Below are 12,989 nucleotides of genomic sequence, written 5' to 3'. Positions count from 1 at the left end.
CCGTTGGCTGCTGGCATCGATGGAGGCGAGTCGGCAGCGGTGCAGGGGGCGGTCGAGAATCGCTGTGGGGGTGGGACACCCTCACCGAGGACCCCGGCTCGCCGGAGGTCCGGCTCGAGGGCCGGTGGGGCTCACCGTTCGAGACCGCGAGGACGCTGACACGCCCGGCACACGGCGCCCGTGACCGCCGCTCTGCCTCGCACGGATGGGGCACTCGGATGGGCTCACTGATGAGTGGTCCGTCGGGGCCCGGGAAAGAACCGGTTAGTGACGCGCTGATAGCGGATGTAGTCGGGGCGTCGTTGCCGGCTGTAATACTCGGCGGGAACGGCGCCGGTGTAGTGCACGAGCATGTGGTACGTGGTCCAGGAGATCCAGGCCAGGGCGAGGGCCGTGAGCAGGCTGAAGACGATGTGATGGTGTGGCCAGCGGTCGATCAGCGCGGGCAGCGACAACAGGATGAGACTGTTCCACTGCATCCACTGGCCGAAGTAGTTGGGGTGACGGCTGTAGCGCCACAGCCCGATGTCGCAGGTGCGGCGCACACCGTCTCGTCGGGTGCGGTAGGCGAAACGGGCCTTCTGCAGGTCCGCCACCGATTCGAAGACCCAGAACACCGCCCACAGCGCGATCGCAGCGACACTCACGACATCGAGGCCGGCCGGGCGCACGGTGGCGAGCGCCGCCGGAACCGCGAGCACAGCGATGTTGGCGCCGCACTGGACCATGATCTCGACCTGGAGCGACACCTTCTCGTTGCGGAAGCCGTCGCGCTCCCATCGGCGCCGCTGGTACTGGTACCGCGGCAACTCGCCGGGCAACCGCTTGAACACCATGAACCGCAGCGCCCACGCGCCCATACGCATGCCCATCAGCAGGTAGATCGCCGCAGTAGCGACAGCCACAGGCGAATCCAGGCCGCCGAACGCCAGGACCTGCACCCCGATCAGGGCCAGGCCCCACGGCCAGGCCACATCCACGTAGGACATGAACCCGGTGCGGTGGGCCGGCAGGCACGCGCCCACGACGAAGACGGCCAGTTGCACAAGCAGGTTGCAGACCATGAACCCCGTCAGGTCGCTCTGAAGTGCAAGGGCCGCGAACATCACGACATAGATCGCGAACGGCATTGTCCGCCTCACTGTGGCCACGGCAACTCCCCCCGAAAGTGAGACACTGATGCGCATGTGTCTCGTCAGATTAGGTGAGACACTAGGGCGGTGATGTCTCAAATGCAAGAGGTTCCGCCTCCGCTGCCCCCGGACGAGCCGGTGCTGCGTGCTGCGGTCGCGATGTTCCTGCGGGACGGCTGGATCGACGCACGGGCGCTGGCTGCCGAGGCCGGCATCGGCCGCGCCACCCTGTATCGGCGTTACGGCGACCGCGACCGCCTGATCGGCGAGGCGATCTGGGCGATCGCAACAACCGAGTTCGCCCAGATCTATCCCCGGAGCCGCGGGCAAGGCGCCGACAAGGTCGCCGACCTCGTTCACTCCATGCTGACCACCAGCGCACAACTGCCGGCCATGCGTCGGTTCGTCGCCGACCACCCCGACTCCGCACTACGGGTGATGACCTCGCGTGAGGGCGTCATCCAGGACCGCCTAGTCGAGACCGTCAGCCGGCTCATCCAGTCCGAGATCGGCGAACCCGACGACATCGACGCCCCGACCCTCGCCTACGCCGTCGTCCGGGTCGCCGAGTCCTTCTATTACCGCGAGCTCCTCACCGGGCAGCCCACCGACATCAGCGCCGCCACCACCATCATCCGCAGACTCCTGCGCTGACTGGCCGACCTGACGCACGACCGCGTGTGCGTTGTCGAGGCGGCCAGGCCGGATACAGACGGACCGGAAGTGCCCTCCATCTGTGGGCTCGGTGCAGGTCCACGAAGCCATGGACCGTCCGCTCCTCCCGTTGTCCGTGACCACAGGGGCTGTAAGCGGGGCAGCAGCGGCCCTCCTCCCTGCCTGCGGAGTCGGAACGAGCGGATCTTCCGCGATTACCTGCACGCCCATCCCGGGGGCACGACCCGGTGCACGCAGCTCAAGCAGCGATCGTCACCGCTGGTACGGGACCGGAACTACTCAAACTGGCTCCACGCGGCGGCCGCCATTCGGCGTCGGCCGTGGCTCGGCGGTGTCTTTTGCCGATGCTGCACAAAGCCCCACCCTCATTTGGGCGGACAGGAGGTCGTAGTCGTAGGCCGACCGGCCGCCTCCATCATCTCGGCGACCCGGGCCATCGTGTCCCGCAGCCACATGTGCGCCGCGTCGTGCATGTGGACCGGATGCCACCACAAGGCCTGCTGGATCGGCACAGCGTCATAGGGCGGTTCCATGATGCGGACGTGTGCGAGTCCGTCCAGCTCGTCGGCGAGACGCCTCTGAAGGAGAGCTACCCGGCGGGTGCCCGCGACCAGGAGGGGCATCAGCTGGAAACTGTCGACGGAGACCGCCACGCGCGGCTCGATGCCGAGCATGGCGATCTGGCGGGCGGCGGGGGCGTCGTAGGCTCGTTGGTACGTCACCCATGGCAGTCGGGCCAGGTCGTCGAGGGTGAGCTGCTCGCCGACCTCGGGGTTGTCGTCGGCGACGAGGAAGACCCAGCTGTCCTGGTAGAGCTCGACCGTGGGGAAGCCCCGGATGATGCCGTGGGGCAGCAGTAGCCCGTCGACGGTGCTGAGCAGCGACCCGGTGCTGTCGATGAATTCGTTCGGTACCTGTTTGAACCTGAGCCGGATGCCTGACGCCTCGGCTTGGATGGTGCGGGCGAGTTCGGTGCCGAAGACGGCAACCGCGTAGTCCGAGGCGATCAGCGTGAACTCATGTTCCTCGCGGGAAGGGTCGAATTCGGCCTGACTGGCGAAGACGCGCTCCAGCAAGTCGCACGCGGTGGTGGTCCGGTCGAGGAGGGCCCGCCCGAGGGCGGTCAGTTCGTACCCTCCGCCCACCCGGGCGAGCAGGTCGTCGTCGAAGTGGCGGCGCAGCCGGGCCAGGGCCGCGCTCATCGCGGGTTGACTGAGCCCGATGCGCTGCCCGGCCCTGGTGACGTTGCGCTCCTGCAGGAGGGCGCGCAGGGCAACGACGAGGTTGAGGTCCAGGCTGGCCAAGTTCACGAAGCATCCCAATTCCGGAGCCGGCACCATCGGTATTCACCGGCTGGATTCTTATATACAGGAAATCAATTTCCCTGATTGCAATCTACGGGCCAGATTAGTGGCACCGCAATCGGGAGGAAATCTCCGTGACATCCGCAGCCACGTCGGCACCCTTTACCCCCTTCTCCGGACCGTTCGCCATCGGCACCCTTTCGGCACCGGGCGAGACCAGGTTCCCGAGCCTCGTGACGCCGGAGGGCCGAGCGCTCGACCTGCGCACGGCACTGAACGAACCCGCGTTGACCACGCTCACGCTCCTGGAGCGCTGGGACGAGGAGCTGCCGCGGCTGCACACCCTCGCCGGGGACCCGACGCGCGACTGGCGGCCGCTGGCGGAGATGACGGTGCACGCGCCCGTCGAGCCCCGGCAGATCTTCCAGTCCGGCGCCAACTACCGGCAGCACGTGATCGACCTGGCGGTCGCACACCGCGCCCCGGACGCCCCGGGCACCGTCGAGGAGGCCCGCGCCCAGGTCGCGGCGGTCATGGACAAGCGGGCCGCCGACGACCTCCCGTACGTCTTCATCGGCCTGCCGACCACGATCAGCGGCCCCTACGACGACGTGGTGCTACCCGCCTGGGCGGAGAAGCCCGACTGGGAGCTGGAGGTGGCCGCGGTGATCTCCCGCCCCGCCTACCGGGTCACCGTGGAGGAGGCGCTGGAGTACGTCGCGGGCTACACCATCGCCAACGACCTGACCGACCGCGCGACCGTCTTCCGCCGGGACATGCCCCCGATCGGCACCGACTGGCTGCGCAGCAAGAACGCCCCCGGCTTCACCCCGCTCGGCCCGTGGATCGTCCCGGCCGGCTCCATCGCCGACCCCTCCGACCTGCAGGTCACCCTGAAACTCAACGGCGAGACCATGCAGGACGAGTCCACCAAGGACATGATCTTCGGCGTCGCACGGCTGGTCTCGTACATCTCCCAGACCGCCCGACTGCTTCCCGGCGACCTCGTCCTCACCGGCAGCCCGGCCGGCAACGGCATCCACTGGGGCCGGCTGCTGCGCGACGGCGACGTGATGGACGGGTCGGTCACCGGGCTCGGCGCCCAGCGCACCCGCTGTGTCGCGGAGGAGGCCGGATGAGCGCCGGCCGTATCGACCGTTCAGATCCCGAGGCGGCGATCGCCGAGGCCGCGGAGGCGTACTCGAACTGGGGCCGCTGGGGTGAGGACGACGTGCTCGGCACGCTCAACTTCCTCGACGAGGCCAAGCGCCGCGAGGGCGCGGCCCAGATCCGCGACGGCGTCAGCTTCTCCTTGTCACAGGCCTTCGACATGGACGGCCCGCAGCAAGGCTGGCTGCGGCGTACGAATCCGGTGCACACGATGCTCGCCACAGGCACCGAGGCCGCTCTGGGCGGCCAGGGCTTTCCGCACGGCTTCGGTGGCGCCGACGACGTGATCGCCATGCCCCTGCAGTGCTCCACCCAATGGGACGGGCTCGGGCACATCTTCGATCACGGCATGGCGTGGAACGGCCGCCCGGCGGAGAAGGTCGTCACCTGTGAAGGCGACCTGGTCACCGGCATCGAGCACATGGCTCCGCACGTCGCCGGGCGGGGGGTCCTCCTCGACGTGGGCCTGGTCATCGGTGAGGGCTGCGAACTGCCCGACGGCTTCGCCATCACCGAGGAGCACCTGACCGCAACCGCCGAGGCGCACGGCGTGTCCGTCGGCCGGGGCGACCTGGTCCTCGTGCGCACCGGGCGGCTGGCCCGCGCCCGTCACGAAGGCTGGGGCGCCTACGCGGGCGGACCGGCCCCGGGGCTGAGCTTCAGTACGGCCGGCTGGCTGCACCGGAGCGAGATCGCCGGGATCGCCACCGACACCTGGGGCTTCGAAGTGCGGCCCAACGAGTTCGACGACGCCTTCCAGCCGCTGCACCAGGTCGCCATCCCCCACATCGGTCTGCTCATCGGTGAGATGTGGGACCTCGACGCCCTCGCCGCACATTGCGCCGCCGACGGCCGGTACGAGTTCTGGCTCACCGCCGCGCCCCTGCCCATCACCGGGTCCGTCGGCTCACCGGTCAACCCCATCGCCGTCAAGTAGCGCCCTGGCTTGCCGGGCGGGCTGCGCCCGGACGGCTCCCCCCTTCGCCCGCCCGGCATGCAAGACCCCCTCCGCCGCTCGCAGTCGCGCGGCACCATCTCAGGGAGAACCCATGAACGACCCCATTCCCCGCACCGTCCTCGTCATAGGCGGCGGCGCGTCCGGCAACGCCGTGACCGTGCTGCTGCAGCGGGCGGGCATCGCTGTGGAACTGATCGAGGCCAAGCCCGACTGGAACGTGCTCGGCTCCGGCATCACCCTCCAGGGCAACGCGCTGCGTGTGCTGCGCGAAGTGGGCGTCTGGGACAAGGTCCGGGAGAGCGGTTACGCCGTGGACGCCGTCGGCATGGCCGCGCCCGACGGGACCGTTTTCCACGTCCAGCAGGACGACCGCACCGGTGGGGACGACCTGCCCTCGATCTTCGGCATGCAGCGGCCCCGGCTCCAGGAGATTCTGTGTGAGGCCGTCGTCGAGAGCGGCGCGACGGTGCGCCTCGGCACCACCGCCGAGCAACTGATCCAGGACGCGTCGGGCGTCACCGCCCGGTTCAGCGACGGCACCGAGGGCCGCTACGACCTTGTCATCGCCGCCGACGGCGTCGGCTCCCGCACGCGCGCGATGATCGGCATCAGCGACAAGCCCGAACCGACCGGCATGGCGATCTGGCGCGTCCCCGTGCCCCGCCCCGAGGGCGTGGAGCGCATGCAGCTGTCCTACGGCGGACCGTGCTACATCGCCGGTTACTGCCCCACCAGCAAGAACACCATCTACGCCTACCTCGTCGAGGCCAACCGCGACCGCGCCTCCATCGACCCGGCCACGTACGCGGACGAGATGCGGCGGCTGGCCGCGCCCTACGGGGGTGCGTGGCCGGAGATCGCCGCGAGCATCACCGACCCCGCCCAGGTCAACTACACCTGGTTCGAGCGACTGCTCGTCGAGGGCTCCTGGCACCGCGACCGGGTCGTCCTGATCGGTGACGCGGCCCACGTCTGTCCCCCGACGCTCGCCCAGGGCGCGGCCATGTCGCTGGAAGACGCCTCCGTACTGGCCGAGATGCTGAGCGAGGAGCAGGACTGGAGTTCCCTCGACGCTCTGCTGACCGGCTTCTACGAACGCCGGATCGGCCGTGTCCGCATGGTGGTCGAGGCATCCGTGCAACTCGGTCAGTGGCAGCTGGACGGCGTCCGTGACGCCGACGCACCCGGTCTGATGGGCCGCACGATGTCCGTCCTGAAGGAGACCCCGTGAACGCCGTGAGTCCCCAGAGCTCCACACCCACGATCGACGTCCACGCGCACGTCCTGCTCCCTCAGGTCGAGGAAGCCGTCGCCGGACACCCCGGTCTGGCCGCGGCCCGCGATCTCGACGCCCGCCGCAACGGCCCCGAGGCCATCGCCGTCAGCGGCCCGATGTTCCGGGACCGCTTCCCGAGGCTGACCGACGTCAAGGCCCGGCTTGCCGGGATGGACGCCTCCGGGGTCGACGTCCAGCTGGTCTCGCCGTCTCCGTCGCACTACCACTACTGGGCCGACGAGGACCTGGCCCGCACAGTGTGGGAACTGGCCAATGAGGGCACCGCCGCGCACATCGCCCAGGCCCCGCAGCGGCTGCACGGCCTCGGCCTCGTCCCGCTCCAGCACCCGGACCTCGCCGTCGAAGCCCTCGACCACGCCCTCGGCCTGGGCCTGCGCGGTGTCGAGATCTCGAGCCACGCGCCGGGACGCGAACTGTCGGACCCCGCGTACGAGCCGTTCTGGACACGGGCCGAGGAAACCGGCGCGATCCTCTTCCTGCACCCCTTCGGCTGCACGCTCGACGAGCGCCTCAACCGGTGGTACCTGTCCAACACCGTCGGCCAGCCGACCGAGAACGCCGTCGCCCTGTCCCATCTGATCTTCTCCGGAGTCCTGGACCGGCACCCGGGGTTGCGCATCGTCGCCGCCCACGGAGGCGGCTATCTGCCCACCCACATCGGCCGCTCCGACCACGCCTGGCTCGCCCGCACCGACGCCCGCGGCTGCGCGCACCCGCCCAGCAGCTATCTCAAGCAGTTGTACTTCGACTCCCTTGTCCACGACCCGGAGGTCCTGCGCGAGCTGATCCGGGTGGCCGGCCCCGACCGGGTGCTGCTCGGCTCCGACTTCCCCTTCGACATGGGCACCGACGACCCGCTCGGCGCTCTGCGCGACGTCACAGACCTGCCCGCCCCCCACTTCCACGCCGTACGCGGCGGCAACGCGGCAGCGCTGCTGCGTCTCAACTGAGGAGCCCGACATGACCAACCGTCTGCTCACCCACCTGCGACACGTCGACCTGGCCGTGCCGGACTACGACAAGCAGCTCGACTTCTACGCCGGCGTCTGGGGCCTGACCAAGGTCGCCGAGGACTCCGGTATCTCCTTCCTGGCCGCCGAGGGCTCCCCCGAGCAGTACATCGTCCGGCTGCGCAAGGCCGAGGAGAAGCGCCTCGACCTCATCTCCTACGGCGCGGCGAACCCCGCCGACGTGGACACGCTCGCCGAGCAACTCCTCGCGGGTGGAGTGCAGCTGATCTCCCAGCCGGGCCAGGTCGACACCCCCGGCGGCGGCTACGGCTTCCGCTTCTTCGACACCGACGGCCGCACCATCGAGGTCTCGGCCGACGTCGAGGCGCGTCAGCACCGTCGTATCGAGGAGAAGGAGTCCATCCCGGTCCGTCTCTCGCACGTCGTCCTGAACTCTCCCGACATCAACGCCACCCGCGCCTGGTACGAGCAGCACCTCGACTTCCGGCTGTCCGACACGATGACCTTGCCGCACATGGGCGACGTCATGCACTTCATGCGGATCAGCAACCAGCACCACTCCATGGCCATCGCCAGCGGTCCGCACGCCTCCCTGCAGCACCTCTCCTTCGAGATGCGCGGCATCGACGAGTACATGCGCGGTTCCGGCCGCGTGATGCGCTCCGGCGCCCGCAAGATCTGGGGCCCCGGGCGGCATATGGCGGGCGACAACACCTTCACGTACTTCCTCGACCCGCACGGCAACACCGTCGAGTACACCACCGAGCTCGAAAAGCTGGACGAGGACACCTGGCACCCGCACATCTACGACCTGACGAAGCCCGAGAACGCCGACCAGTGGGGCACGTCCAACCCGATGAACGAGATGGTCGCCAAGGAAATGCTCAACGACGTCGACCGCGGCGTCTTCGTCGCTCCGCCGGTCTGACCCCTTGACCCCGGGGGCCCGGCGTACTCCCCCGCCTGCCATGTCGCCGGGCCCCCGGCCTGTGTCAACTCATCCAGTTCCCTAGGAATGCCATGCGTTTCGCCACTTATGAGCAGCACGGCCGCAGCCGTCTCGCCACCGTCGAGGACGACGGCACCCTCTACCCCTGCCCCGGCACGGGGACGCTTCTCGACCTGGTCCAGGCCGGTCCCGAGGCGCTGCGCGAGGCGGGCAACGCAAGCCTGGACGTGCCGCGCGGGCCGCACGTCTCCCAGGTGCGACTGCTGCCGCCGCTCCAACCGCCGTCCGTACGCGACTTCGTCACGTTCGAGGAACACGTCGAAGCTGTACGACGCAGCATCGACGGAGTCTCGGGTGCCCCGGACGCCTGGTACGACGCGCCCACCTTCTACTTCACCAACCCCTACGCCGTCATCGGCGCTCACGACGACGTCCCCGTACCGCCCGGCAGCCAGGCAATGGACTTCGAACTCGAAGTCGCCGCGGTCATCGGCCGCGAGGGCCGCGACCTCACCCCCGAGCAGGCCCGCGACCACATCATCGGCTACACCCTCTACAACGACTGGTCCGCCCGCGACCTCCAGTCCCGCGAGATGCAGGTCAGTCTCGGCCCCTGCAAGGGCAAGGACACCGCCACCACCCTCGGCCCCTACCTCGTCACCGCGGACGAGCTGGAGCCCTACCGAGACAGCGACGGCTTCCTGCGCCTGGCGCTGACCGCCGAGATCAACGGCGAGGTCGTCGGCAAGGACCTGCTGTCCAACATGAGCTGGACCTTCGAGGAGATGACCGCCTACGCCTCCCGCGGCACCTGGGTCCGCCCCGGCGACGTACTCGGCTCCGGCACCTGCGGCAACGGCGGCTGCCTCGCCGAACTCTGGGGCGTACGCGGCCGCCAGGACCCGCCGCCGCTCAAGCCCGGCGACACCGTCACCCTCAGCGTCGAGGGCATAGGCAGCGTCTCCAACACCGTGGTTGTCGGTGCCGAACCGGAACTCGTCCCTCGCGCCCGTAGACGCCCGCGAACGCGCCCATGAACCACGCGGCGGAGAGCAGGCTGGACGACAAGGTCACCGAGGCCGCGCGGGCAGGACACGATCGAGGCACCGGCCCGGGCGAGAGCGACCGTGACCGCCACCGATATGACACAAACGCCCGGCCAACTGGGTCATCCCGGAATGATCGACGCCAAGAGCCACGCGCGGCCACCTGTTCGCCGACGAGCACCCGCTCCACGCCGTCGGCTGCCACATCCCACTCCGTCGGGCCCGCCTCCCTGACGAGGTGCTCAACGCCGTCGTCCTCCTCGCCTCTGGCGAGGCCTCGTACATCACCGGCGCCGGTCTCGTCGCCGTCGGCGACAAGTCGGCGGTACTGCCCGGCTCCTCCGTTCGCCCCCGGCCGACCTCCGACTGAAAGGACCCGCACGTGAACAAGGTCAGCGCGAGCGCCGCCGAGGCGGTCGCCGACATCTCCGACCGGGTCTCACTCGCCGTTGGCGGCTTCGGCCTGTCCGGCATACCGGCCGCCCTCATCGACGCCCTGCACGCCCAGGGCACCACCGGTCTGAAGGTCGTCTCCAACAACTGCGGCGTAGACGGCCAAGGACTCGGCCTACTGCTCGCCGACGGCCGCATCAGCCGCGTGACCGGCAGTTACGTCGGCGAGAACAAAGAGTTCGCCCGCCAGTACCTCAGCGGCGAGCTGGAGGTCGAACTCGTACCGCAAGGCACCCTGGCCGAGCGGCTACGGGCCGGCGGGGCCGGCATCCCGGCCTTCTACACGCCGGCAGGCGTGGGCACGCAGGTAGCAGACGGCGGCCTGCCCTGGCGTTACGCGGCGGACGGCAGCATCGCCCTCGCTTCCCCCGCAAAGGAGAAGCGCTCCTTCGGGGGTCGCCCGCATGTCCTCGAACACGGCATCACCACCGACTACGCGCTCGTCCGCGCCTGGCGCGGCGACACTCACGGCAACCTGGTCTTCAACAAGGCCGCCGCCAACTTCAACCCATTGGCCGCCATGGCCGGCCGCATCACGATCGCCGAGGTCGAGGAACTCGTGGAGCCGGGCGAGCTGTCTCCTGACGCGATCCATCTGGCCGGCGTCTTCGTCCAGCGGGTCGTCGCCCTCACGCCCGCGCAAGCCGCCGACAAACCGATCGAACGGCGTACGACTTCCGCGCCCCAGGCACGAGAGACGGTGCACAGCTGATGCCCTGGACCCGCGACCAGATGGCCGCCCGTGCCGCCGCCGAACTCACCGACGGCTCCTACGTCAACCTCGGCATCGGCCTGCCCACCCTCGTCCCGGGCCACCTCCCACCAGGAGTCCACGTCGTCCTCCACTCCGAGAACGGCATCCTCGGCACCGGGCCCTACCCCAGTGAACGCGACGTCGACCCCGACCTCATCAACGCCGGCAAGGAAACCGTCACCGTGCTCCCGGGAGCAGCCTTCTTCGACTCCGCCCTGTCCTTCGGCATGATCCGCGGCGGCCACATCGACACCGCCGTGCTCGGGGCCATGCAGGTGTCCGCGACCGGCGACCTCGCCAACTGGATGATCCCCGGAAAGATGATCAAGGGCATGGGCGGTGCCATGGACCTCGTCCACGGCGCTCGCCGCGTCATCGTCCTCATGGATCACACCGCCAAGGACGGCAGCCCCAAGATCCTCGACGAGTGCACCCTGCCCCTCACGGGACGGGCCTGCGTCCACCGCGTCATCACCGACCTGGGCGTCATCGACGTCACCGACAACGGCCTGGTCCTTGTCGAAATCGCCCCCGGCGTCACCCACCACGACATCACCGCCGCCACCGCCGCGAAACTCCACACCGTCGCTTGAGGCAGGTCAACGACGACCAAGGCTGAGGAACCCACCATGAAGAAGCCTCCCGCCAAGCGCGGCCGCGTCGCCGTCATCGGTGCCGGACCCGGTGGCATGGCCGCCGCACTCTCCGTCCACCAGGCCGGCCACGACGTCGTGCTGTTCGAGCGCTACCCGCACGCCAGACCCGCCGGCAACATCCTCAACCTGTGGCCGCCCCCCATCAAGGCACTCGGGCTGCTAGGGGTGAACACCGAGGACCTGGGTGCGCCCTGTACGTCCGAGTTCCGCAACGCCCGCGGTCGCCGCCGGGTCCGCGCGGCCCTTCCTGAGCAGGTTGTCCGCGACTACGGCGGCGGCTTCATCGGCCTGCTGCGCCCCGAGCTGTACGAGCGGCTGCTCGACGCGCTGCCCAAGGGCGTCCTGCAGGTCAACCACACGGTGGAGCGCGTCGAGCAGGACGAGAACGGTGTTCGACTGCACCTCGCGGACGGACGAGTCCACGAGACGGACCTCGTGATCGGCGCGGACGGCATCGATTCCCTGGTCCGCCGCACTCTGTGGGGCGACAGCCCCAAGCGCGAGCACAACCTGCACATCTTCGGCGGCTATACCTTCGACGAGAGCGTCGAGACCGAGCCCGGGATGTGCGTCCTCTCCCACACCCGCACTGTGCAGGGGAGCTGGACCGCCATCCGTAACAAGGGACGTGGCGGCCACCAGTGGTGGGTGCTCGAAGCGTTCGACGCAAGCCGGGAGTTCTCGGGCGACCTGCACTCGATCGCGACCAGCCTCGGTCAGGCCTTCGCCCGTCCGCTCCCCCAGCTGATCGCCGCGACCGACCCCGCGCACGTTCAGCGCTGGGTGATCCGCGACCGCAAGCCTCTGAAGCAGTGGTCCAAGGGCCGCGCCACTCTCGTCGGCGACGCCGCTCACCCCACGTCCCCGTACGCCGGGTACGGCGCCGGTATGGCCACTGAGGACGGCTATTTCATCGGCCGCCGCCTGGCAGGGGTGGACCTGAGCGACTACGCCGCTGTCCGCCAGGCACTCGACGCCTTCGAGGCCCCCCGCAAGCCGCACACCGCCCGACAGTCCCAGCACGCCTACGCCCTCGGGCAGGTCTTCCATCACGCGCCGCGCGCACTGCAACCGATCCGGGACGCGATCCTGGACCGCACCCCGCTGATGCAGAAGGTGGTGGGTGACTCCACCCCCGGTTCGATCCTCACTCAGCTCGGGGAGATCGACCGGGCCGAAGCCCGCTTCACCGCGCTCCTCGGCCTCGGCGAGACACACGACACCGCTTCCTGAAGCACGTGGCTGGGGCCGTGCCCGCGCCCGGCACGACCGCGCCGTCCCAGAACAGCGGGCCGCCCTACGCACGCCCCGGCACAGAACGCCAAGCGTTCATCGGGCAGTCGAGAACAACCTCGCCTACGCTGCGCGACCGTCGGTCAACGCATCACTGGGATCCGCTCGGAGGTGGCCAAGCGCGGACTGGGGTTCGCGGCCACCGACTCGGCCACCAGCCGGGTCACGGGTACGCCGAGCACCACGGCGATCGAGAACAGCGTGTCCACCATGGGATTGCCCGCGTCCTGCTCCAGATTCGAGAGCGTCTGCTTCGCCGGCCTCGCCTGCCCGGCCAACTCCGCCAGGGACAAACCCCATTGCCTACCCCCGTGGCTCCAGGAGGCAGGG

General features: G+C 69.4%; 14 protein-coding genes. 11 read left to right on the top strand and 3 right to left on the bottom strand.

What is annotated here, in order from left to right:
- Positions 1-224: 224 nt before the first annotated feature.
- Positions 225-1,130, bottom strand: a complete 906-nt coding sequence (locus tag BFN33_RS21525; RefSeq protein WP_069761697.1) for a DUF1295 domain-containing protein — start codon at positions 1,128-1,130, stop codon at positions 225-227.
- A gap of 102 nt (positions 1,131-1,232) precedes the next feature.
- Between BFN33_RS21525 and BFN33_RS21520 the strand changes: the two genes are divergently transcribed.
- Positions 1,233-1,787 (top strand): QsdR family transcriptional regulator, encoded by a 555-nt coding sequence (locus BFN33_RS21520; RefSeq protein WP_069761696.1) that lies wholly within the window; start codon positions 1,233-1,235, stop codon positions 1,785-1,787.
- 386 nt (positions 1,788-2,173) lie between these two features.
- Here BFN33_RS21520 and BFN33_RS21515 read toward each other — a convergent pair whose 3' ends face one another.
- Positions 2,174-3,118: a LysR family transcriptional regulator gene (locus BFN33_RS21515; protein WP_069761899.1), complete on the bottom strand. Its 945-nt coding sequence runs from the start codon at positions 3,116-3,118 to the stop codon at positions 2,174-2,176.
- 128 nt (positions 3,119-3,246) lie between these two features.
- Between BFN33_RS21515 and BFN33_RS21510 the strand changes: the two genes are divergently transcribed.
- From BFN33_RS21510 to BFN33_RS21470, 10 genes are all read left to right on the top strand, one after another.
- Positions 3,247-4,251, top strand: coding sequence for a fumarylacetoacetate hydrolase family protein (locus tag BFN33_RS21510; RefSeq protein WP_088245366.1), 1,005 nt, complete (start codon positions 3,247-3,249; stop codon positions 4,249-4,251).
- Entirely contained in the window at positions 4,248-5,219 is a 972-nt protein-coding gene (locus BFN33_RS21505; RefSeq protein ID WP_069761694.1) for a cyclase family protein, read from the top strand. Before BFN33_RS21510 ends, BFN33_RS21505 begins: the two co-directional genes overlap by 4 nt.
- 112 nt (positions 5,220-5,331) lie before the next feature.
- Positions 5,332-6,471 (top strand): FAD-dependent oxidoreductase, encoded by a 1,140-nt coding sequence (locus tag BFN33_RS21500; protein ID WP_069761693.1) that lies wholly within the window; start codon positions 5,332-5,334, stop codon positions 6,469-6,471.
- Positions 6,468-7,487, top strand: a complete 1,020-nt coding sequence (locus BFN33_RS21495) for an amidohydrolase family protein (protein WP_069761692.1) — start codon at positions 6,468-6,470, stop codon at positions 7,485-7,487. Before BFN33_RS21500 ends, BFN33_RS21495 begins: the two co-directional genes overlap by 4 nt.
- Before the next feature lie 10 nt (positions 7,488-7,497).
- Positions 7,498-8,436 carry a VOC family protein gene (locus BFN33_RS21490; protein WP_069761691.1) on the top strand — a complete coding sequence of 313 codons (939 nt, stop codon included), beginning with the start codon at positions 7,498-7,500 and terminating at the stop codon, positions 8,434-8,436.
- A gap of 92 nt (positions 8,437-8,528) precedes the next feature.
- Positions 8,529-9,494 carry a fumarylacetoacetate hydrolase family protein gene (locus BFN33_RS21485; protein WP_069761690.1) on the top strand — a complete coding sequence of 322 codons (966 nt, stop codon included), beginning with the start codon at positions 8,529-8,531 and terminating at the stop codon, positions 9,492-9,494.
- Between the two features lie 247 nt (positions 9,495-9,741).
- Positions 9,742-9,873: a hypothetical protein gene (locus tag BFN33_RS54410; RefSeq protein WP_256122814.1), complete on the top strand. Its 132-nt coding sequence runs from the start codon at positions 9,742-9,744 to the stop codon at positions 9,871-9,873.
- Positions 9,874-9,885: 12 nt separating this feature from the next.
- The gene (locus BFN33_RS21480) at positions 9,886-10,668 is read left to right on the top strand and encodes a CoA transferase subunit A (protein WP_069761689.1); all 783 of its coding nucleotides are present in this window, start codon (positions 9,886-9,888) and stop codon (positions 10,666-10,668) included.
- Complete coding sequence (locus BFN33_RS21475; protein WP_069761688.1) at positions 10,668-11,303, top strand: CoA transferase subunit B; 636 nt, start codon at positions 10,668-10,670, stop codon at positions 11,301-11,303. Before BFN33_RS21480 ends, BFN33_RS21475 begins: the two co-directional genes overlap by 1 nt.
- A 36-nt stretch (positions 11,304-11,339) precedes the next feature.
- Positions 11,340-12,599: an NAD(P)/FAD-dependent oxidoreductase gene (locus tag BFN33_RS21470; RefSeq protein ID WP_069761687.1), complete on the top strand. Its 1,260-nt coding sequence runs from the start codon at positions 11,340-11,342 to the stop codon at positions 12,597-12,599.
- Between the two features lie 143 nt (positions 12,600-12,742).
- Here the strand turns inward: BFN33_RS21470 and BFN33_RS21465 are convergent, their stop codons facing one another.
- A complete protein-coding gene (locus tag BFN33_RS21465) occupies positions 12,743-12,952 on the bottom strand; it encodes a helix-turn-helix domain-containing protein (RefSeq protein ID WP_069761686.1) in 210 nt (69 codons plus the stop codon).
- Positions 12,953-12,989 lie beyond the last annotated feature (37 nt).

It is taken from the genome of Streptomyces sp. LUP47B (genome assembly GCF_001746295.1).
In the GTDB taxonomy this organism is placed as follows: domain Bacteria; phylum Actinomycetota; class Actinomycetes; order Streptomycetales; family Streptomycetaceae; genus Streptomyces.
The sequence above is the reverse complement of the archived record's forward strand: the minus strand, read 5'-3'. Positions and strand labels throughout refer to the sequence as shown.